22 protein-coding genes are annotated in these 20,683 nt (G+C 60.8%); 9 read left to right on the forward strand and 13 right to left on the reverse strand.

The window, feature by feature from the left end; translation table 11 throughout:
- Positions 1 to 53: 53 nt before the first annotated feature.
- Positions 54 to 1,154 (forward strand): NAD(P)/FAD-dependent oxidoreductase, encoded by a 1,101-nt coding sequence (locus KBF66_RS01605; RefSeq protein WP_296651086.1) that lies wholly within the window; start codon positions 54 to 56, stop codon positions 1,152 to 1,154.
- 32 nt (positions 1,155 to 1,186) lie between these two features.
- Here the strand turns inward: KBF66_RS01605 and KBF66_RS01610 are convergent, their stop codons facing one another.
- On the reverse strand, positions 1,187 to 2,284 hold the full coding sequence (locus KBF66_RS01610; protein ID WP_296651091.1) for a quinone-dependent dihydroorotate dehydrogenase: 1,098 nt from the start codon (positions 2,282 to 2,284) through the stop codon (positions 1,187 to 1,189).
- A 48-nt stretch (positions 2,285 to 2,332) separates the two neighbouring features.
- On the opposite strand from KBF66_RS01610, the gene rpiA reads away from it, so the two are divergent.
- Both rpiA and KBF66_RS01620 read left to right on the forward strand, forming a co-directional pair.
- On the forward strand, positions 2,333 to 3,037 hold the full coding sequence (gene rpiA / locus KBF66_RS01615) for a ribose-5-phosphate isomerase RpiA (protein WP_296651094.1): 705 nt from the start codon (positions 2,333 to 2,335) through the stop codon (positions 3,035 to 3,037).
- Between the two features lie 33 nt (positions 3,038 to 3,070).
- Complete coding sequence (locus KBF66_RS01620) at positions 3,071 to 4,441, forward strand: TrpB-like pyridoxal phosphate-dependent enzyme (RefSeq protein WP_296651099.1); 1,371 nt, start codon at positions 3,071 to 3,073, stop codon at positions 4,439 to 4,441.
- A gap of 16 nt (positions 4,442 to 4,457) precedes the next feature.
- On the opposite strand, the gene KBF66_RS01625 is transcribed toward KBF66_RS01620, so the two are convergent.
- The 3 genes from KBF66_RS01625 to KBF66_RS01635 all read right to left on the reverse strand — a co-directional run bounded on the left by KBF66_RS01625 (position 4,458) and on the right by KBF66_RS01635 (position 7,254).
- Positions 4,458 to 5,465: a nucleoside hydrolase gene (locus KBF66_RS01625; protein WP_296651101.1), complete on the reverse strand. Its 1,008-nt coding sequence runs from the start codon at positions 5,463 to 5,465 to the stop codon at positions 4,458 to 4,460.
- A 148-nt stretch (positions 5,466 to 5,613) separates the two neighbouring features.
- Complete coding sequence (locus tag KBF66_RS01630; RefSeq protein WP_296651104.1) at positions 5,614 to 6,264, reverse strand: class I SAM-dependent methyltransferase; 651 nt, start codon at positions 6,262 to 6,264, stop codon at positions 5,614 to 5,616.
- Positions 6,265 to 6,321: 57 nt separating this feature from the next.
- Entirely contained in the window at positions 6,322 to 7,254 is a 933-nt protein-coding gene (locus KBF66_RS01635) for a ribokinase (RefSeq protein ID WP_296651106.1), read from the reverse strand.
- A gap of 138 nt (positions 7,255 to 7,392) precedes the next feature.
- On the opposite strand from KBF66_RS01635, the gene KBF66_RS01640 reads away from it, so the two are divergent.
- The 4 genes from KBF66_RS01640 (at position 7,393) to KBF66_RS01655 (ending at position 12,097) form a co-directional block, all read left to right on the forward strand.
- Positions 7,393 to 8,373: a BMP family ABC transporter substrate-binding protein gene (locus KBF66_RS01640; RefSeq protein WP_296651109.1), complete on the forward strand. Its 981-nt coding sequence runs from the start codon at positions 7,393 to 7,395 to the stop codon at positions 8,371 to 8,373.
- A 112-nt stretch (positions 8,374 to 8,485) separates the two neighbouring features.
- Positions 8,486 to 10,018: an ABC transporter ATP-binding protein gene (locus KBF66_RS01645; protein ID WP_296651112.1), complete on the forward strand. Its 1,533-nt coding sequence runs from the start codon at positions 8,486 to 8,488 to the stop codon at positions 10,016 to 10,018.
- Positions 10,015 to 11,136: an ABC transporter permease gene (locus tag KBF66_RS01650; protein WP_296651114.1), complete on the forward strand. Its 1,122-nt coding sequence runs from the start codon at positions 10,015 to 10,017 to the stop codon at positions 11,134 to 11,136. The genes KBF66_RS01645 and KBF66_RS01650 overlap by 4 nt, the downstream gene beginning before the upstream one ends.
- A complete protein-coding gene (locus tag KBF66_RS01655) occupies positions 11,129 to 12,097 on the forward strand; it encodes an ABC transporter permease (RefSeq protein ID WP_296651116.1) in 969 nt (322 codons plus the stop codon). The genes KBF66_RS01650 and KBF66_RS01655 overlap by 8 nt, the downstream gene beginning before the upstream one ends.
- 14 nt (positions 12,098 to 12,111) lie before the next feature.
- Here KBF66_RS01655 and KBF66_RS01660 read toward each other — a convergent pair whose 3' ends face one another.
- Both KBF66_RS01660 and KBF66_RS01665 read right to left on the reverse strand, forming a co-directional pair.
- Positions 12,112 to 13,887 carry an FAD-dependent oxidoreductase gene (locus KBF66_RS01660; protein ID WP_296651118.1) on the reverse strand — a complete coding sequence of 592 codons (1,776 nt, stop codon included), beginning with the start codon at positions 13,885 to 13,887 and terminating at the stop codon, positions 12,112 to 12,114.
- A gap of 41 nt (positions 13,888 to 13,928) precedes the next feature.
- The gene (locus KBF66_RS01665) at positions 13,929 to 14,201 is read right to left on the reverse strand and encodes an oxidative damage protection protein (protein WP_296651121.1); all 273 of its coding nucleotides are present in this window, start codon (positions 14,199 to 14,201) and stop codon (positions 13,929 to 13,931) included.
- Between the two features lie 82 nt (positions 14,202 to 14,283).
- On the opposite strand from KBF66_RS01665, the gene KBF66_RS01670 reads away from it, so the two are divergent.
- Positions 14,284 to 14,514: a hypothetical protein gene (locus KBF66_RS01670; RefSeq protein ID WP_296651130.1), complete on the forward strand. Its 231-nt coding sequence runs from the start codon at positions 14,284 to 14,286 to the stop codon at positions 14,512 to 14,514.
- 53 nt (positions 14,515 to 14,567) lie between these two features.
- Positions 14,568 to 15,047, forward strand: a complete 480-nt coding sequence (locus tag KBF66_RS01675) for a disulfide bond formation protein B (protein ID WP_296651133.1) — start codon at positions 14,568 to 14,570, stop codon at positions 15,045 to 15,047.
- Here the strand turns inward: KBF66_RS01675 and ppk2 are convergent.
- The 7 genes from ppk2 to KBF66_RS01710 form a co-directional block, all read right to left on the reverse strand.
- Positions 15,044 to 16,249: a polyphosphate kinase 2 gene (gene ppk2, locus KBF66_RS01680; RefSeq protein ID WP_296651137.1), complete on the reverse strand. Its 1,206-nt coding sequence runs from the start codon at positions 16,247 to 16,249 to the stop codon at positions 15,044 to 15,046. The genes KBF66_RS01675 and ppk2 overlap by 4 nt on opposite strands.
- A 110-nt stretch (positions 16,250 to 16,359) precedes the next feature.
- A complete protein-coding gene (locus KBF66_RS01685) occupies positions 16,360 to 17,064 on the reverse strand; it encodes a mobilization protein (RefSeq protein ID WP_296651142.1) in 705 nt (234 codons plus the stop codon).
- Positions 17,065 to 17,162: 98 nt separating this feature from the next.
- Complete coding sequence (gene argA / locus KBF66_RS01690) at positions 17,163 to 18,512, reverse strand: amino-acid N-acetyltransferase (protein ID WP_296651145.1); 1,350 nt, start codon at positions 18,510 to 18,512, stop codon at positions 17,163 to 17,165.
- Positions 18,509 to 18,949, reverse strand: coding sequence for a TA system VapC family ribonuclease toxin (locus KBF66_RS01695; protein WP_296651149.1), 441 nt, complete (start codon positions 18,947 to 18,949; stop codon positions 18,509 to 18,511). Before KBF66_RS01695 ends, argA begins: the two co-directional genes overlap by 4 nt.
- Entirely contained in the window at positions 18,946 to 19,188 is a 243-nt protein-coding gene (locus KBF66_RS01700) for a DUF6364 family protein (RefSeq protein ID WP_296651155.1), read from the reverse strand. Before KBF66_RS01700 ends, KBF66_RS01695 begins: the two co-directional genes overlap by 4 nt.
- Before the next feature lie 94 nt (positions 19,189 to 19,282).
- A complete protein-coding gene (locus tag KBF66_RS01705; protein ID WP_296651157.1) occupies positions 19,283 to 20,107 on the reverse strand; it encodes a TlpA disulfide reductase family protein in 825 nt (274 codons plus the stop codon).
- A gap of 394 nt (positions 20,108 to 20,501) precedes the next feature.
- The coding region (locus tag KBF66_RS01710) for a hypothetical protein (RefSeq protein WP_296651162.1) at positions 20,502 to 20,683 on the reverse strand (182 nt) is incomplete at its 5' end.

Here is a 20,683-nt window from a genome sequence, read left to right on the forward strand (position 1 = left end):
ATCATTTGCGCGAGGGTCGCGCGGGCGCGCGACCCCGTCAACAGGGGTGCAAGTTGGATCAGCTCGATTGTGTGGTGGTGGGCGCCGGTGTGGTGGGGCTGGCGGTCGCGCGCGCATTGGCCTTGGGCGGCCGCGAGGTGCTGGTGCTGGAGTCGGCCGACCGCATCGGCACCGGTACCAGTTCACGCAATAGCGAGGTGATTCACGCCGGCATTTATTACCCGGCCGCTTCGCTCAAGGGCAGTTTGTGTGTGCGTGGCCGCGACATGCTCTACGCCTATTGCGCGGCGCGCGGTATCGGGCATCGGCGCTGCGGCAAGCTGATTGTCGCCACCGAGGTCACGCAGCTTGACGCACTGGCGCAACTGGGGCGCCAGGCGATTGCCAACGGCGCAGGCGAGCTTCAGCCACTGACCCGACAGCAAGCCCGGCAGTTGGAGCCACAACTGCGCTGTGAAGCGGCGTTGCTGTCGCCCCAGACCGGGATTGTTGACAGTCATGGGCTGATGCTGAGTTTGCAGGGTGATCTGCAGCACGCCCGTGGTGAAATTGCCTTCAATTCGCCCTTGGCGCATATGCAGTATCGTCAGGGTGCTATTGTTTTGAAGATGACTGATGGTACCGTCGTGGCAAGCAAAAGCCTGGTCAATGCGGCCGGCCTTAACGCGCTGACCTTGGCTGCCAGCTGCCGCGCGCTTGATCCGCAGCAACTGCCCCAGGCGTTTTACGCCAAAGGCAGTTACTTCACACTGGCCGGGCGCTCGCCCTTCAGCCGCCTGGTGTATCCGGTGCCGGAGCCGGGTGGGTTGGGTGTGCACCTGACGCTTGATCTGGGTGGTCAGGCCAAATTTGGTCCGGACGTGCAATGGGTCGATTCGCCTGAGGATCTGGCGGTGGATCCGGCACGCGGCCAGCGCTTTTATGCCGAAGTGCGCCGCTATTGGCCCGACCTGCAGGAGGGCACTTTGCAACCTGGCTACGCCGGAATACGGCCCAAAATCAGCGGCCCCGGTTCACCCGCTGCTGACTTTGTGATTGCCGGGCCAGCCAGTCATGGGGTACCCGGCCTGGTCAATCTGTTTGGCATCGAGTCGCCGGGCCTGACGGCGTCGCTGGCGATTGGTGAGCATGTGGCAGCGCTGCTTGCTCCCTAAAATAGTAGCATAAAAGTGAATTTGGATAAGCGCTAGAACGTGTTTCTTATCAGAATTGCGGCTTGGCGCACCAGCGCTGGCCCCTGGTAGATCAGCCCGGTATAAATCTGCACCACATCGGCACCGGCGCGGATTTTGCTCACCGCATCCGCGGCGCTCATGATGCCGCCTGCGCCGATGATCGGAAACTTCCGCCCGAGCGCTGCACGCAACTGCGTCACCACCTGGTTGCTCATACCCAGTACTGGCGCACCCGACAGGCCACCGGCCTCGTCGGCATGCGCCAGGCCCTTCACCGCATCGCGGTTCAGCGTGGTGTTGGTGGCGACCACGCCCCAGGCGTTATTGACCTGGCCGGTGCTGTCGCTGCCGTAGCGCAACAGGGTTTGCGCGATGACGCCAATTTGCTCGGCGTCCAGGTCCGGGGCAATCTTCAAAAAAATCGGAATGCGTCGGCCCTGCTGCTGTGCCAACCGTTCGCGCCGCTCCGAGATCGCGCCCAGCAAGGCGTCCAGCGCGGCGTCGTTTTGCAGGCTGCGCAGATTCTTGGTGTTGGGGCTGGAGATATTCACCGTCACATAGTCGGCATAGGGGTAGACGCCGTCCAGACAAGTCAGGTAATCGTCGGTGGCGCGCTCAATCGGCGTGGCGGCATTTTTGCCGATATTGAGCCCCAGCCGCATCGGCGTGCCACTGGCATTGCCGGCACCGGTGCGTTCGCGGTGCAAGCGCGACAGCTGAACATTGGCGACGAAAGCGGCCAGCCCTTCGTTATTGAAACCCAACCGGTTGATCAATGCACGTGCTTTTGGCAAGCGAAACATGCGGGGTTTGGGGTTGCCGCCCTGCGCCAGGGGGGTCACGGTACCCACCTCGACAAAACCAAACCCCATCGCGCCCAATCCGTCGATGCAGCGGGCGTTCTTGTCCAGCCCGGCGGCCAGTCCGACGCGGTTGGGAAAGTGGATGCCCGCCAGATCAACCGGATCGTTCACCCGCGTGCTGGCGTACGCCCAGCGCAGCGCGGAGCTCTGGGTGCGCGCTAGCGATTCCAGCGTCAGCTCGTGCGCGGCCTCGGGGTCCAGACCAAATAAAAACGGGCGCGTCAGCGCGTAGGGGATAAGAGCCATTGGATAATTCCTGCTGGTAAAACCGATCAACTACAAGGATTTTCCCCGATGACGCAAGCGCCCAACCCCGCCGCAGCTGTTTTGTCGCAAGACGAGCTCAAAACCCTGGTGGGCCAAGCCGCCCTTAAGTTTGTGGTGCCGGGCGAGATCGTGGGTGTGGGCACGGGTTCGACGGTCAACAAATTCATCGACGCGCTGGCCACCATCAAAGACCAGATTGAGGGCGCGGTGTCAAGCTCGGTAGCCAGCACGGCGCGCCTGCAAGCGCTGGGCATTGCGGTGTTTGATTGCAACGAGGTGGCCGAGCTGTCGGTTTACATCGACGGCGCCGACGAAATTGACGCCAGCGGCTACATGGTCAAGGGCGGCGGCGCGGCACTCACGCGCGAGAAAATTGTGGCGGCCCAATCGCGCCGCTTTGTCTGCATCGCCGATGAGTCCAAGCTGGTGCCTGTACTGGGCAAGTTTCCGCTGCCGGTGGAAGTGATCCCGATGGCCACGCAGCGTCTCAAGCGTCAGTTTGAGGGCATGGGCGCGCAGGTGACGCTGCGGCTCAAAGATGCTGCGCCACTGGTCACCGACAACGGTCAACATATTCTGGATATAACCGGCTTGCAGATCACCGACCCGCTGACCTTTGAGACTCAGGTCAGCCAGTGGCCGGGTGTGGTCACGGTCGGCGTGTTTGCGTTTCAAAAGGCGCAGGTCTGCCTGTTGGGCTCGGCCAGTGGCGTCAAGACACTGAATTTTTAACCCGCCCTTTCATTCAAAATTCAAGGAGCCACGATGAGCGACCAAACCAAATACTTATTGTCCGAAGGCCAGATGCCCAAAGCCTGGTACAACCTGCAGGCCGACTTTCCCAAGCCACTACCCACGGTGCTGCACCCCGGCACGATGCAACCGGTGGGGCCGGACGACCTGGCGCCGCTGTTTCCCATGGCGCTCATCATGCAAGAGGTGACGACCGAGCGCGAGGTCGAGATCCCAGAGCCGGTACGCGATGTCTACCGCCTGTGGCGCCCGGCGCCCATGTACCGGGCGCATCGGCTGGAAAAAATCCTCGGTACCCCCGCCAAGATCTTTTACAAATACGAAGGTGTCAGCCCGGCCGGCAGCCACAAACCCAATACGGCGGTGGCGCAGGCGTTTTTTAACAAAGTGGCGGGTGTGAAACGCCTGGTGACCGAAACCGGCGCGGGCCAGTGGGGCACCTCGCTGGCGTTTGCGGGGCAGTTGTACGGCATGGAAGTCGAGGTGTTTCAAGTGCGCGTGTCGTACGACCAGAAGCCGTATCGGCGTGCCATGATGGAAACCTATGGCGCACGCTGTGTGGCGTCACCGTCGATGGAAACCGCCTACGGCCGCTCGGTGCTGGCCAAGCGGCCCGACCACCCGGGCAGCCTGGGCATTGCGATCTCTGAAGCCGTTGAATTGGCCGTGCAGCGCGAAGACACCAAATACGCGCTGGGCTCGGTGCTCAACCATGTACTGCTGCATCAGACCATTATTGGCCTGGAGTCGATGCAGCAGATGGAAATGGCCGACACCTGGCCCGATGTGGTGGTGGGCTGCACCGGTGGTGGCTCCAACTTTGCCGGCATTGCCTTCCCGTTCATTGGCCATGGGCTGCGCGGTGGCCCCAAGCCACGCATCGTGGCGGTGGAGCCGGCGGCCTGCCCGTCGATGACCCGCGGCAAATACGCTTACGACTTTGGCGATACGGCCAAGATGACCCCGCTGACAAAAATGCACACGCTGGGCAGCCAGTTCACCCCGCCGGGATTTCACGCCGGTGGCTTGCGCTACCACGGCATGGCGCCGATGGTGTCGCACTGCAAGGAACTCGGCTTGCTTGAAGCCGTGTCGTACCACCAGGTGGAGTGTTTTGAGGCCGGTGTGATGTTTGCGCGCGCCGAAGGCATCGTGCCGGCGCCTGAAGCCAACCATGCGGTGAAGGGCGCGATTGCAGAGGCGCTGCGCTGCAAGGCCGAGGGCAAATCGGAGACGATTCTGTTCAACCTGTGCGGCCACGGCCACCTGGACATGGCAGCCTACCAGAAGTACTTTGCCGGTGAGTTGACGGACGAAAAGTACGACGAGAGCGAACTGGCGATGGCACTGGCCGGGCTTCCCAGCGTGCCGGACGGTTTGTGACCGCGCTTGAGCTGCGTCAGGCCGTGTCGCTTGACTGACGCAGCCAGTCGCTGCCTAGGGTGGCAGCAATTTCCGCGAGACAGGCTGGCGCCTGCACATCCATGCAGACCCGCGTGTGAGGAATCTCCTCATGCCAGCCGTGTTGCGGATAAGTCACCGCCTTGCGTTGCATCATGGTCTGACCCTGCGCCAGGCCGTCAACTGCTACGCGCACCCGGCCACGTTGCAGCGTAAACAGTTCCGGGTGGGTCAGCACCACAAATGCCAGTACATCGTGCCCATAGCAGCCGACCACCTGGCCGACCAGCGGGTCGTGCTGACCATAAAAGGCACTGTAGAACCGTACGGCGTGCAGCAAGGTGTCGGCAGCCGGATGCTTGTGCTGCGCCGCGATCTGCTCGAACAACTGTAGCGGCACGATCACCTGGTGCGTCACATCCAGCCCGACCATGGTCAGCTCCCAGCCGGCGGTGAAGACGATGTCGGCGGCGTGCGGGTCGTTCCAGATATTGGCTTCAGCCACCGGCGACACATTGCCTGACTCGATCACCGTGCCGCCCATCAACACCACCTCGCGTACCAATCTGGGTAATTCGGGCTCCAGCTGTAGCGCAGCGGCCAGGTTGCCCAGCGGCCCCACCGCCACCAGCGTGATCTCGCCCGGCTGCTGGCGCGCCATGTCCACCATGAACTGCGCAGCACTGCGTCGGTCGACCTGCCTGTGACAAGGCTGGCGCTGTGGCAGATTGCCCAAGCCGTCAGCACCATGAATAAAGTCGGGTGGCGGCTCGGCCGTCTTGACCGAAGGTCGGTTTGCGCCTTGCGCCACCGGGATGTTCCGCCCCGCCAAGGCACAGAGGTACAACGCATTGATGCTGGCCTGCTCGACCCACACATTGCCAAACGTGGTGGTGATGCCGATCACATCGATGCCGGGGTGCGCCAGCGCGTAATACAGCGCCATGGCGTCGTCGACGCCGGGATCGGTGTCAAAAATGACTTTGCGTGGGTGTGGATTGGTCATGGGTTTTTGATTTGAGCCGGCACAGGTCAAGCAAAAAAAGCGGTGCGGGCCGCTGGCAGACTCGCCGGCTGACAAATGTTAGCTGTTTTGGCCGTAACGCTTGTGACTTCGAGCCAGGCGCGTTGGCTGAGCAGGGTACGCCCCGACGTCAAATCTCGTACTCCAGCAGCCAGAAGTTTTGCAACTGTTGATAGCGAATGGTCTTGGCAACCGGCTCAAGCAGCGCACGCAGTTCGGTCTCGGTCGGAAAGTTTTTCAGCACGCGATGAACCGATCCGTCCTGCAAGCTGCGCTGCTGAAAGGTGTCGCCGTTGGTGTCAGTCTCGGCAATCGGAAAATCACGCAGTTGCACCTCGTTGTTGTCCAGCAGCAGCACCCGAGCACCGGGCTGCAGCAAGGCGTGCAGTCCGGCCAGAAAACGGCCGCGCGCTTGAACCGGCACATGCGAGAACCATAGGCCGGCAAACGCTCCGCCAAAAGACCCCAGCCGGGCGGGCAGTGCATAGGCATCGATATGGTGAAACGCCACGCCTTCGGTGCCAGGGCGCAAGCGCGCGAAACCCAGCGGCTCGGCGCTCAGGTCGGTGGCGACCAACTGCTTCGCAGCCGGCGCGATGTGCTGGGTCCAGTAGCCGGTGCCGCAGGCGATTTCAAGCACGGTGCGTCCGCGCAACCGCTCAGGCAGGTGGGTTGTCAGGAAAGCAATGTCCTCGCGCCGCTCGGGTTTGCTGTAAACCGCATCGTAGTAGGGCGCTCTGGCAGCGTAGTACGCCAACATCTCCACTGAGTTGAGAGACATCACGGTGTGTTGAGCTGAGTTCGAGGCGCACCATGTGGATGCCGCCGAGACCGAGCTTTACCCAAGACCACAGTAGCCACGCAAAACATCGATTGCGTCCTCCGACGGCTCGGGCTGGCTGGCCAGAAACGCCGCCACTGCACTGGCTGACGGTATGCTGGACTGCGCACCTGCCAGGGTGCACGCCAGCGCACCAGCGGCGCTGGCCTGAAGCATGGCTTCGGTGATGGTGTCCCCGCGGGAAAGGGCGGCAGTCAACACGCCACAAAAGGTGTCACCCGCACCGGTGGTGTCCACAGCGTCAACCGGGAATGCCGGTTGCACAAAAAAATTGTTGCCCAGACGCGCGACACAGCCGCGCGCACCCAAAGTGACCACCACACAGGGCACCGCGACCTGTGCCAGATTGGTGATCAAGCTGACCGGGTAAGGCACCAGCGCGGCGAGCTCACCCTCGTTGACGATCAGAACGTCCACCGATGCCAGCAACTCGATCGGCAAGGCTTCGGCCGGGGCGGCATTCAGTACCACCCGAACACCCTGCGCATGGGCCGACTGGGCGTAGGCGATGACCGTGGCCAGCGGAATCTCGAGCTGCATCAACAGGTGGCTGAAACCCGTCAGGATGGGCAAATGCTCAGCCTGCAGGCACAGATTGGCCCCCGGTGCGACTGTGATCGCGTTCTCGGCACTGTCTGCTACACAAATAAAAGCGCATCCGGTAGGCTGCTGTTGCGATGGAACCCGATATAGCCTAACACCCGCGGCACTGAGCGAATCCAGCAGCGGGGCGGCAAAGTGGTCATCACCCACGCACAGCAGCATATGGGTGGTGGCCTGACCGGCCCTGGCGCAGGCTACGGCCTGGTTGGCGCCTTTGCCGCCCGGGTAGGTTGTGAACGTCTGCCCGAGCACAGTCTCGCCGGGTGTGGGGATGTGGTGAGCGCGCACCACAAAGTCCAGATTGGCAGAGCCAGCAACCAGAATCATGTCCTGAGCCTCATTAAAAATGACAGACGGCCATTATGGCGCGCAGGTTTGGGGACCCTGATTCGTGGCATAGTTCACGCTTGAAATTCCATGCAGCTCCTGTTGGAGCGTTTTCTCAACTATTGAAAGAGTTTTGCCATGACACTGAAATCCGCTTTCCGTTTGACTGCTTTGGCATTTGCCGTTTTGGGTAGCCAGGCGCTGCTGGCTGAGCCGGCGGTGGTGTTTGATATGGGGGGCAAGTTTGACAAGTCGTTTAACGAGGCTGCCTACAACGGCATGGAAAAGTGGAAAAAAGAAACTGGCAAAAAGTACCTGGAGTTCGAGATTTCCAATGAGTCACAGCGCGAACAAGCACTGCGTCGCATGGCGGAAAAGGGTGCCAGCCCCATCATCGGCATCGGTTTTGGCCAAGCCTCGGCGATTGAAAAACTCGCCAAAGAGTTTCCCAAGCTGCAATTTGCCATCATCGACATGGTCGTGAATCAGCCCAACGTGGAGTCGGTGGTGTTCAAGGAGCAGGAGGGCAGTTTCCTGGTGGGCGCCATGGCGGCCATGGCCAGCAAGACCGGCAAGGTCGGCTTCGTGGGCGGCATGGATATTCCGCTGATTCGCAAGTTTCAGTGCGGCTACGAGCAAGGCGCCAAGTACGCCAACCCCAAGGCAGAAGTGTTTGCCAACATGACCGGCACCACCGGTGCCGCGTGGAACGACCCGGCACGGGGAGGTGAACTGGCCAAGGCCCAGTTTGCCAAGGGAGCTGACGTGGTGTTTGCTGCTGCAGGTGGCACCGGCATTGGCGTGTACCAGGCAGCCAAGGACAGCAAGAAGCTGGCCATCGGTGTTGACAGCAACCAGAACCATCTGCAGAGCGGCACCATGTTGACTTCGATGGTCAAAGGGGTGGACGTGGCGGTGTACAACGCGGCCAAGGGTCACAAACCCGGTGTGACCGTGCTGGGTCTGAAGGAAAACGGCGTTGGCTACGCGCTCGATAGCCACAATGCTAGTCTGGTGAGTGCCGACATGAAGAAAAAGGTCGATGCCATGAAGGCTGACATCATCAGTGGCAAGATCAAGGTGGCTGACTATATGGCCGACAACGCCTGCAAGTATTGACTAAATCTGTAGCTTGAAACATAAGCTGGATAAGCGCTGAAGGCCTAAAACATGCCTGAAGCGAAGGGAGTCAGTTTGAAGGGCTCATGGATCGTCTCCGTGCGCTGCGCCCATGCCTGACCCCTCGACGATCGCCGTTCGCATGCGGGCGATTCAAAAGCGATTTGGCGCCGTGGCTGCCAACGCTGATGTCGAGCTGTCTGTGCAGGCCGGGACGGTGCATGGCATCGTGGGTGAAAACGGTGCTGGCAAAAGTACGCTGATGTCGATCCTGTACGGTTTTTACGAGGCTGACGCAGGGCAGATTGACGTGTTTGGCAAACCTGCCCGCATCCGCAATGCGGATGATGCGATTGCCTTGGGCATTGGCATGGTGCACCAACACTTCATGCTGGTTGACACACTCACAGCGCTTGAGAACGTGATGCTGGGTGCCGAACCGCACTGGCTGTTGTTGCGTGCCGAAAGACAGGTGCGGGACCGGTTGAACACCCTGATGGCCTCCACCGGCCTGCAGATCGAGCTCGACAAGCGGGTGGCAGACCTGCCGGTGGGTGATCGCCAGCGCCTCGAGATCCTCAAGGCCCTGTACCGTGGTGCCAGGGTCCTGATTCTCGATGAACCCACGGCGGTGCTGACCCCTCAGGAAACCACCCAGCTGTTTGGTGTGCTGCGTCGTCTGCGGGAGCAAGGCAGCACCTTGATCCTGATCACTCACAAGCTCAAAGAGGTGATGGCTTTGTGTGATGTGGTGACGGTCATGCGTGCTGGTCGCGTGGTGGATGACGTGTCCATTGCGCAGGCCTCCGTCGAAAGCCTGGCGCAGGCCATGGTGGGTCGCAAGGTGAACATGGGGCGCCTGACCGACACACCGACCCAGGTCGGTGAGGTGTTGCTGCAGGCCAGTGGTCTGGCGGTTAGTGACAAGCTGGGGGTGCAGCGGCTCAAGGACGTCTCGCTGTGCCTGCGTGCCGGTGAGATAGTGGGGGTGGCGGGTGTGTCGGGCAATGGGCAAAGTGAGCTGATCGATGTGTTGTCGGGTTTGCTGGTGCCCGATGAGGGTCAGTTGCATCTGCTGGGTCAAGACTTTGCTGGCCTGCGATGGCTGGATCCGACGCGGGCACGTCAGCTCGGGCTGGCCCATGTACCCGAAGACCGCCATGCGCGCGCCTTGGTGATGGCGTTTGCTGCCTGGGAATCCGCTGCACTGGGCTACGATGATTTGCCCAACTACGCCCGCCATGGCTGGATGAAGCACCGTGGCATGCGTGCAGCGACGCTGGCGATGATGCAGCGTTTTGATGTGCGCCCCGATGATCCGGAGTTGCTCAGCAGCAAGTTTTCCGGGGGGAATCAGCAAAAGTTGGTGCTGGCGCGTGAACTCGGCCGCGCGCCGAGAGTTTTGCTGGTCGGCCAACCCACCCGGGGCGTGGACATTGGTGCCATCGAGTTCATTTACAGTCAGCTGCGTGCGCTACGGCAGGCGGGCTGCGCCGTGCTGGTGGTGTCAAGCGAGCTCGATGAAATCCTGGCGCTGTCGGATCGGGTGGTGGTGATGAATCAGGGGCGGGTTGTCGGTGAGCTGCCTATTGCACAGTGCTCAGAATCAGCCCTGGGGCTGCTGATGACGGGGGGGCAGGCATGAACCGTACGTTGCCACGATGGGCTGATTTGTTGTTGCTGCCGCTGGTCAGCCTGCTGGTGGCGCTGGCGGTGGCTGGTGGGGTGGTGGCGCTGGTCGGGCAGAACCCGCTGCAGGTGATCGATGTGCTGGTGCAGGGTGCCTTTGGAACGGCCCGGGGCTTGAGCTACACCCTCTATTACGCCACCACTTTTGTGTTTACCGGGCTGGCGGTGGCGGTGGCCTTTCATGGTGGTTTGTTCAACATCGGCGGTGAAGGTCAGGCCATCATGGGAGGGCTGGGTTCCGGCCTGGCGGCTTTGTGGTGGTCTGCGTTTTTGCCTGCCTGGCTGATGCTGCCATTGATGATGCTGTCGGGTGCCTTTTTTGGCCTGGCATGGGCCGCCGTGCCGGCCTATCTGCAAGCCTATCGGGGTAGTCATGTGGTGATCACCACCATCATGTTCAACTTCATTGCCAGCAGTGTGCTGGTGTATCTGTTGGTCAATCATCTGCGACCAGCGGGCAACATGTCGGTTGAAAGTGCCGAGTTTGCCGCGTCGGCCAAGTTGCCCGGAATCCATCACGCACTGGCCTGGCTCGGGTTGGATTGGCCCGCGTCACCTCTGAACTTGAGTCTGGTCCTGGCCTTGCTGGCTGCGTTGCTTGTGTATTTCTTCTTGTGGCATACCCGCGCCGGCTATCGTTTGCGAGCGGTGGGTTCCAGTCCGAGTGCGGCCCAATACGCTGGCATTCGGGCACCCCGGCAGGTCCTGGTGGCCATGGCGATCTCTGGGGCGCTGGCCGGACTGGTGGGCATGAACGAGATCGCCGGTGTGAGTCATAAGCTGCTGCTCGAGTTCGTCAGTGGCGCCGGCTTTACCGGTATCGCGGTGGCCCTGATGGGACGTAACCACCCCTTGGGCATTGTGCTGGCCAGTCTGCTTTTTGGCGCGCTGTTTCAAGGCGGGGCTGAAGTAGCGTTTGAGGTGCAGGGGTTCAGTCGGGACATGGTGGTGATGCTGCAGGGTTTCATCGTGCTGTTTTCGGGTGCCATGACCTATGTGATTGCACCGCAGTTGGCACGGGTGCTGGGCTGGTTCAGTCGGGCACCCACTGACTCGGGAGCCCGTCATGGATGAGACCTTGCTTGGGGCCATGTTGGCGTCGACGTTGCGGGTGTCGACGCCGCTGATTTTTTGCGCGCTGGCGGGGATGTTGTCCGAGCGCTCTGGCGTGGTGGATATTGCGCTCGAAGGGAAAATGCTGTTGGCGGCCTTTGCCGCTGGTGCTTGCGGCGCTGCTTGTGGGTCGACCACCCTGGCGCTGTTGGCCGCCATGGTGGTGGCCGTCAGTATGTCATGGGTGCATGGCCTGGCCTGTGTCAGCCACCAGGGTGACCAGGTGGTGTCGGGTGTCGCCATCAACATCATTGCAGCGGGCTTGACGGCGGTGCTGGGTGCGGCCTGGTTTTCGCAAGGTGGGCAAACCCCCCCAGTGAGTGATGCGGTGCGGATTTCGGCACTTTGGCCGGGTCTGGCCAGCGCCTTGAACAGTGTGCCCTGGATAGGCCGTATTCTGGGAGACGGCCTGCTGGGGCACAACGCTCTGGTGTACTTGGCACTGCTGCTGGTGCCGCTGCTGTGGTGGGGGGTGTTCAGAACGCGCATTGGCTTGCGCCTGCGCGCGGTGGGTGAGAACCCGCAGATGGTGGACGCCGCCGGGGTATCGGTGCAGCGGTTGCGCTACCTGGCGCTGACGCTCAACGGTGTTTTGTGTGGCTTGGCGGGCAGCTACCTGGTGCTGGCCCAAAGCGCCAGCTTTTCACCGAACATGACTGCGGGTCGTGGTTTCATGGCTTTGGCGGCGCTGATCTTTGGTCGCTGGCATCCGGTGCGGGCCCTGTGGGCGTGTTTGCTGTTTGGTTTTCTCGATGCGGCGGCCATCCGCTTGCAAGGAGTGCAGTTGCCGGGCCTGGGTGAAGTCCCGGTGCAGGCGATTCAGGCACTGCCTTATGTGTTGACAGTGGTGTTGCTGGCCGGCTTTATGGGCAGATCGGTGGCACCCAAGGCGCTGGGCATTCCGTACAGCAAAGAACGCTGATCGCTCTGGCAAGCTCAGGCGCGCAGCGCGTCTAGCGCCTTGGCGAGTTGGGCCTCCACCGGCAACGGTTCTGCACCCATCCGTGCGGCAAGCAGTTCGGCACACAGTACCGAGAAGCTCAAGCCGCGCGAGCCCAGACCAGCACAGATCCACAGGCTGGGCTCAGGCCCGCCGTCCAGCGCACCAACCAGCGGCAGCCGATCGCGGGTGACACAGCGGGTGCCCTTCCAGCTTTGCACCTGCTGACGTGCAAAGTCTTGGCGCAAATCTTCTGCCAGCTCGGGCAACAACTGCTGCAGGTGCGCAAAATTGCGGCCGTGGTTGTCGGCATCGGTGCGTTCTGGCTGTGTCTCGGGTTGATAGGATGAACCGATGTACCACGCTGTCCCCGATGCGAGCGGCACGTGGGCGATCACGCTGCCTGAGCCATTGACAGGAATGATCGGAAAAGCCCGTTGCTCGGCTGTGTCTTCACGATGTTTCCCCCAACTCATCAGGCCCCGCATTCCATGGCTGGCGGGTAGCCGCGCCAGGCGCAGGGCGAACTCGGGCTCCTGTAACGCCAGAGAGTGCAGCAGGGGTTTGGCGCCGCAGGCGTTGGCCAGCACCACCCGATCTGCATGACAGATCAAGGTGCCAGTCGCATCCAGCAGCGCCCAGCCCTGCGCGCCGCGGCGCAAACCAGTGACTTGCGTCTGCGGCTGAAAATCCACCCCCGGCTGCTTTAACCAGCCCCGTACCAGCGCCGCCGGTTTGATCCACGCGCCCTGCGGGTGCCAAAGTGAGTCCGTGATGACGTTGTGCTCGGGCCACCCCTGCGTTGTCGGATGACCAGGTCTGACCCAGTCGCACCCAGGCGCAGGCCATGCTTTTGGCAACTGCGGTGAACCACCGACCTGGCGCTCCAGAACGCCATGGGGCCCCCAATCTTGCCCGGTGACCAGGTGTTGCCGTGCCTGTTGCAGCATCAAACGCACGCCGGCGCGCGAAAGTCGCGAAAGCTGGCAATCGTCGCTGGAAACATGCGCGACCACCAGACCGGCTGGCAAGCCGGAGGCGCCAGCAGCGGCTGTGGCGGACTGATCAAACACCCGGACTTGCCAGCCACGTTGCGCCAGTGCGGCAGCCACTGCCGCGCCAGCGAGGCCAGCACCCACAATGGCACAGGTCTGGATTGGCAGGGCGGTGGTCAGATCGGTTTGTCGGCTGTGCCGAATGGGCCAGGGCGGGTCGAACACCACATTCGGGCCGTCCTCATCGCCGTTCGGTCCGGGCGATGCAGGCCGGAAAGCAAAACCGCAGGAGGCCAATGCCGATTGCCATGCCAGCCGGCCAGGTACGGGTGCCCCATTGAATCGCAGCGTCGTGCCGCGGCGACTGCAGCGGGCCAGCGCCTTGGCGAGCCTAAGGCGAATGTCATGGCTGGCGTGTGCCGCATCAACCAGCGTCGCAGACAGGTACAAAGCATCTGCGGCAAACTGCTGCTGGCGTAACAGCGCCAGGGTGTCGCCAATGCACAAGGTCAGAATCACCCGACCCTGATTCAGCAGGAAGCGATGGAAACCGGGCAGCAAACCCAGCCACTGCGGCACCAGCGTTTTGGTCAATGCAACGATGTCCGGGTCGGCCTCCGAGCCCAAAAACAACTGGTTGGCCGCAACCGGCTGTTGGCAGCAGGCCACGTAATGCAGCAGGCGTGGCGCGTGGGCGTCCTGCTTCCAGGCCAGCCAGGTTCGAAGGAACGCCTCGCCGTCGCCGAATTCCGTGTCAAGAACGCGCCAGCATGGCAAACCGTGCCAGCCGTGCTCTAACCACCGAGAAGCCAGAAAACTCAGACTTTGGGTGGGACGTAACCTTGCGCAGCGTCGGCACCGCTGCCAAAGAAATGATTTTCCATCTGTCGCGCCAAGTATTGCCGTGCCCTGGCATCGGCCAGATTCAGCCGGTTCTCGTTGACCAGCATGGTCTGATGTTTGAGCCAGTCAGCCCATGCCTGTTTGCTCACACTTTGCCAGATGCGTTTTCCCAATTCGCCTGGATATGGCGGAAGGTCCAGTCCTTCAGCCTCGATACCCAGTTTGATGCAGTTCACCGTGCGCGCCATGCTGTGCCTTTTCAGTTTTGGAGAAGGGGCAACTTTAGCAAGCTTTTGGTGGACTGCGTGGTCTGCGGTAAAATGCGACCCTATGGCAAAAGCAGATACCAAAACCAAAATTGTGGCCGATGGCCTGCGTTACAAATCCAAAGTCTCGGGGTCGCCTTTCACGGCGGCAACCTCGTTTGGTGCCGCAACCATGTCCTGCTTCCTGTGTGGCAAACATCGCGCACGCTCGCAGATGGTGTCCAAGAAGATCCTGGGCAAGTCGCAGGCGGTGTGTTCACCGTCTTGCAAGGCACTCGACGAAGCCAACAAATAGTGGTGGTGAATTCCCTGTTGTTGTGGCTTGACCACTCGGTCAGGCGTGTCTCGATGCTGATCGGCATGGTCAGTTTTGCCATGCTTGCATTTGGTTTGTACTTGCAGCATAGCCAGGGTTTGGACCCTTGCCCGATGTGTATTGTGCAGCGCTATGCTCTGCTTTTTGTGGCAATTATCGCTGTTCTGATAAGCGCTAGCGGCAGACTAGTCATGCAAACTGTGGGCTGGGTTGCGCTCTTGCTGGGTGCCGGATTCGGCGCGTTTGTTGCCGCAAGACAAAGCTGGCTTCAGTGGTTTCCACCTGAGGTGGCCACGTGCGGCCGAGACTTCTACGGCATGATTGAAAGCTACCCGCTGAGCCGTGCCATCCCGATGATCTTCAAAGGCAGTGGTGACTGCGCGGCGATAGACTGGACATTCTTGGGTGGCTCGATCGCCAATTGGTCCTTCCTCTGGTTCGGTGGTGTGTTGCTTGTGGCCCTGCTTGTATTGGGGCGCAAGGCGATGCACCGGCATCGCCCGTCCATCTAAATCATGGCACCACCCGGGTGCTCACCCCGTTCATACACCACGTGGGCGCGACCCACCAGCAGGGTGTCGAGCGCACCAATGTTGCTGATTTCCTTGTTGGTGTAGGGGAGTTTGTGCAGCACATAGCGCATGGCGTTCAGGCGTGCGCGCTTCTTGCAGTCTGACTTGATCACGGTCCAGGGTGCATCGGCGGTGTCAGTTTCGAAAAACATGGCCTCTTTGGCTTTGGTGTATTCGTCCCATTTGTCGAGCGAGGCCAGGTCGATCGGACTGAGTTTCCATTGCTTGAGCGGGTGCAGTTCACGTTCCTTGAAGCGGCGGCGCTGCTCCTTGCGGCTGACCGAGAACCAGAACTTGATCAGATGGATGCCGCTTTGCACAAGTTGGCGTTCAAACATCGGCGCCTGGTGAATGAACTGCTGGTACTCGCTCTCGGAACAAAAGCCCATGACCCGCTCGACCCCGGCCCGGTTGTACCAGGAGCGGTCCAGCAGCACAATTTCGCCCGAAGTCGGCAGATGCTGCACATAACGCTGGAAATACCATTGACCGCGCTCCGACTCGGTGGGTTTCTCAAGGGCCACCACACGGGCACCGCGTGGATTCAGATGCTCCATGAAGCGGCGAATGGTGCCGCCTTTGCCGGCGGCGTCGCGCCCCTCAAACAGAATGACGACCCGCTGTCCGGTGTCTTTGGCCCAGCTTTGCAACTTGAGCAACTCAACCTGAAGTTTGTACTTTTCAGCCTCATAACGTTTGCGCGACAACAGGTTCTTGTAGGGGTAACCACCGCTGCGCCAGTCGCTGGCCAGTTGCTCGTCAGGTGTGTCAGAGGCACCATTGGGATTGAGTTGGCTGCCCAACAGGACCTGGCGCAAGGCTGCTATGTCATCCTCGGAACTGCCTGCCAGCAGCGTTCGCAGGGCGTCTGACTTGTCTGTCGCGTGGGAGAGAATGTCCAAAATCGCGCTTTGCTGGCTGACCTGCGCCGCATCCAGGCTCGCTTGCACCGCGCGTTTGCCAATGCCGGCGCTGGATTTTGCACCCGTGGTGTCGCCGAGAACCGCGCGCCGCGTGACCATCGTCGGTGCGCTTCTCTTGCGCGTCTCTGTTCTGGCGGGAACCAGTTTTGCGGGGTTTGACGCCGGCGGGCTGGGCGTGATTTCGGCGTTGGGAGTGGGCGTTTTTTTCAGCTCTGGCATGACGGTCTCTTGAATTGGTTTTTTAGCTTGACCAGGGCAATTTTCGCTGCAAACTCGCCTTCATGTCAAACGCCTGTCCAATGGCAGGCTTGGCTTGGGTACACCGCCGGCTAAACAGGCAGCGTGTCAAAGGATTCGTAGGCTTTTTTCAGCCACGAGCGAACCCGTTGACGCTCAAGCATTCCCAAGCTGTCGTCGCCTGAGCGGTTGTTCACGGCTGCCCAGAAACTGACGTTTTGCCGGTCAATCTTGCGCATACTCGCTTCATGGAGTTGGGCCAGATTGAGTACCCGGGCACCCAGAGACAGTGCGCGCGCTAGCGCCGCAGAGCCATCCAGTTGAGAAAAATCTGTACCACGGCCGAGGTTGCGCACGATCAGGTAGTTGGGGCCGTTGCCATAGGTGTCGAGCAGTTTGTCCAGCAGGTCAACCGAGTCGTTGCCGGCATCCGCGACATGCCAGAAGTTAACGCTGACACCCAGATCAGCCAGAACACTCAGCAGCTCCGAGTCTTTGATCCAGCTCGCCAATGGCGCGGCGGTCTGGGCGGCCAGGTCCACAATGACCCGGGTCGCCTCGGCATCGCCGGGCTCAGCGTCAAACACGTTGACCACCTGGTCAAGCCCCTCGTAGCTGTCCACCAGCACCGGGCTGGCATAGTCAGCATAAAAGCGGGTAAACGAGGTGTGTGAGCGGTCGGTATCAAAACCCACAAAGGGTATGGACTGGTCGATGAAGTACTGGGCCAGCAGCCGTGCCACGACCGATTTGCCGACGCCGCCTTTTTCTCCACCGATGAAATTGAGAGAGCTCATGAAAAAATTTCCTGAAGATAGTGAGTTGACGGGCACCGTGCGCACCCGTCGCAAAAACCAAGCAAGTGTCGTGCTCAAACCTGCACAAAACGGGGGCATCAGCTGATATTTTTCACCAGCACCTGGCTTTTGCGGTCCCAGTTGTACTTGCGCTTGCGCGCCTCGGGTAGCCATTCGGGGTCGACCTGCACAAAACCGCGTTTGAGAAACCAGTGCATGGTGCGCGTGGTCAGCACAAAAATGCTCTCCAGCCCAGCCAACTTGGCACGTTGCTCGATACGCTTCAAGACCCGCTCGCCATCGCCCTGGCCTTGAACCTCGGGCGACACCGTCAACGCTGCCATCTCGGCGGTGCGTGCCTCCGGGTAGGTGTAGAGGGCAGCACAGGCAAAAATGACGCCATCGTGCTCGATCACGGTGTACAGGCCCACATCACGCTCAATTTCGGTGCGGCTGCGTTTGACCAGCGTGCCGTCTCTCTCGAACGGCTCGATGAGCTGCAAAATGCCGCCAACGTCATCCACATCCGCCTCGCGCAGGCTCTCCAACTTCTCGTCGACCACCATGGTGCCGATGCCATCATGCACGTACACCTCAAGCAGGATTGAGCCGTCCACTGCGAACGGGATGATGTGACTGCGCTCCACACCACCCTTGCAGGCTTTGATGCAGTGCTGCAGATAAAACGCAGTGTCGGTGGGTTTGTCCGCCACCGGCAAGTCGGCCAGCAGTTTCTCGGCCGCCTCCAGCGGTAGCTCGGTGTCGATGGGGTTGTCGTCACTGACAGGCTGGTGGATGTTGGTGGCGATTCCCGGTACTTCAGTGACAAAAATCAGTTTGTCGGCCTGCAACGCGGTGGCAACCGAGGTGGCCACCTCTTCCATCCCCAGGTTGAAGGCTTCGCCAGTCGGTGAAAAGCCAAAGGGTGACATCAGGACCAGGGCGCCCATGTCCAGTGACCGCATGATGCCTGCGGTGTCGATCTTGCGCACCACGCCTGAATGCTGAAAATCAACCCCTTCGACGATCCCCACAGGGCGTGCTGTGAGGAAGTTGCCGGAAATCACCCGCACCGTGGCACCTGCCATCGGCGTGTTGGGCAAACCCTGGCTGAACGCCGCCTCGATTTCGTAGCGCAACTGGCCGGCGGCCTCTTGTGCACAATCCAGCGCCACCTCGTCTGTGATGCGAACACCTTTAAAGTAGCGTGCGACGTGTCCCTTGGCTTTGAGCTGCTCGTTGACTTGTGGACGAAAGCCATGCACCAGAACCAGCTTGACCCCCATGCTCTGGATGAGTGCCAGGTCCTGCGCCAGATTGGGCAGTTTGCCGGCAGCAATGGCCTCACCGCAGACACCGATCACAAAGGTCTGGTGGCGAAATTTGTGGATATAGGGTGCCACCGAGCGGAACCACGGGACAAAGGTGAAGTTAAAAACAGAGCTCATACGGTAGGCAATAAAAGTTGCAGACGCTTGGGGGGTAACAGGCCGACAAAATCGCGGTCGAATGTGACCAGCACGTCTTGTTGTTGCAGCACACAGGCGGCGATCCAGGCTTCGGGCAGCGCGTTGGCGTTCAGACTCTGATCCAGACACAAGCCGCGCAATTTCGGCCATGCATCATGGGTGGGCAGCATGGCTGTCCCCGGGCTGGCCAGTATGCCATCGATGAATGCCACGGCCTGCGCGGTGGGTGTGGGCACCGAAAACACCTTGGGATGCGTCACCAGTCGCAGAAAGCTGGTGACCACTGCGCCCAGCAGCTTCAGGTCTGCATGGGCCTGAGCGTGGGTCATGGCTTGGGTCAACCATGTCAGCGCCGTTGCATGATGGGGGTGATCCGCGCGCGATGCGGCCACCAGCACGTTGACATCAGGGGTCATTCTTCAGTTGCCTGCAACATGGACTTGTTGCTCAGCGGGTCAATCCCTTGCTGCAGGCCGCTGGCACCGTCAAAAATCGGCAAAGCGATGGTCACGGCCGCGGGGGCAGGGTCGGTACCGCGGGCGTATTGCGCCAGAAACTCGCGCACTTTGGCACTTACCGAGGTACCTTGCTCGATCGCTTTGATGCGGGCTTGCCGAATCAGCTCATCATCCACAGAAATGGTCAGATTGGACATGGCGGCACTTCCTTCCAGTTGAAATCAGTGTAGCACGTGTTCACGTGTTGCTGTGAACCTGTTGACCAGTGGAAAACGCCCAGTCTGAAAACTCTTATTGTTCGCGCAAACGATCCAACTGAACCTGTAGGGCTGCTGCATTGAGCATGCCAAAGTGGGCATCGACGCGCTGACCTTTGGCATCGAAAAATAATGTGGTGGGCAAACCCCGGGAACCGACCGCCAGACCCAAGTGGCTGGCCGGGTCAAGCCACACCTGGCCCAGGTTAAGACCGGAGCGCTGTAGATACGCGTTCACCGGGGCCGGGGCCTCGCCTTGGTTCACGAACACAAACATCACTCCTGGCATGCGCTGCTGGGCAGCGACCAATGCGGGCATCTCGGCACGACAAGGCCCACACCAGGTGGCCCACAGATTGACCACCGCCGGCTTGCCTGCGACGAGTTGGGATAAAGGCAGCGTGCGCACGCCGTTCAGTTCGGTCAGTCGTACATCCGGCACCTGTTGCTGCGACGGCTTGGCTTCAGCCATCCACAGCACCGCCAGGCCAGTTGCCCAGACGACGGTGCCGCCAAAGGCTGCCAGCCCCAATGCGCGCCGCATCGTCGCTTGCTGCCAGCCACACCATGCCAGCCAGAGACCGGCAACTGCCCAGCCTGCCGGCGCAAACCAACCCCCATCGCGCACATCCAGCATGGCCCAGGGGGTAGCGAGGTAGGCGTCCGCATAGCGCATCAGATGGGCCAGACGCGCTGCCAAGAATCCTAGCGCTGCCGCCCCCCACAGGATGTTTTCGGCCTGTGGACCGACTGCCTTGGGTGCCAGGTGCCGTGCCAGGGTAACTGCAATCCACACCGACAACAGCAGCACCAAAGGCAGGACCGGCAGCGCCAGGGGGCCGATGGAGATGGAGAGCATGGTTGGCGGTTGTGGAAATGACGATGATTTGCTACTCTAAATATAGCTTATGGCGCCAATTTTCGGGGGTAGGATCGCAATTGACCATCTATCTTGTGACGGTGGGTTCGGTGTAACCGCTATTGGCTGACGGACATGTGCCGTCTTGCGTGTGCAAAGTTCAGATGCCGCACAGCAGCCCCACTGGGCGGCAACTCACACGGGAGAAGCAAAAGTCTGGGGCAACCGGTGGGTCTTTTGTGTATTTGTTGCTGCGGTTAACGCCTGCGCCGGAGTTTGAAAAGCGGTTTGTCGGGAAAACGGGCAAGGCGAGCCTGAAACGCCATTGACCGGGCAGCAGGCAGAGCCGACGTTTACCCGAGAGGCACGGGATTTGGATGTGATGTTCCACTGCCTACGCGCGACTGCCCGGTGGCGCCACGCCCTGCACCTCGCCCATCGCGAACAAGGCCTCGCCAAAGTGAAATGCCAGATTGTTTACGTCGTCGGAGTTAAAGGGCGCTCCCTGCCCATGCGCTGGCCGCACGGTTCGCCCGCTACGAAACTGGCGTTCGAGCCATTGTTGCAGGCGCGCTG

This window comes from Rhodoferax sp., from assembly GCF_018063565.1.
Lineage (GTDB): Bacteria > Pseudomonadota > Gammaproteobacteria > Burkholderiales > Burkholderiaceae_C > Rhodoferax.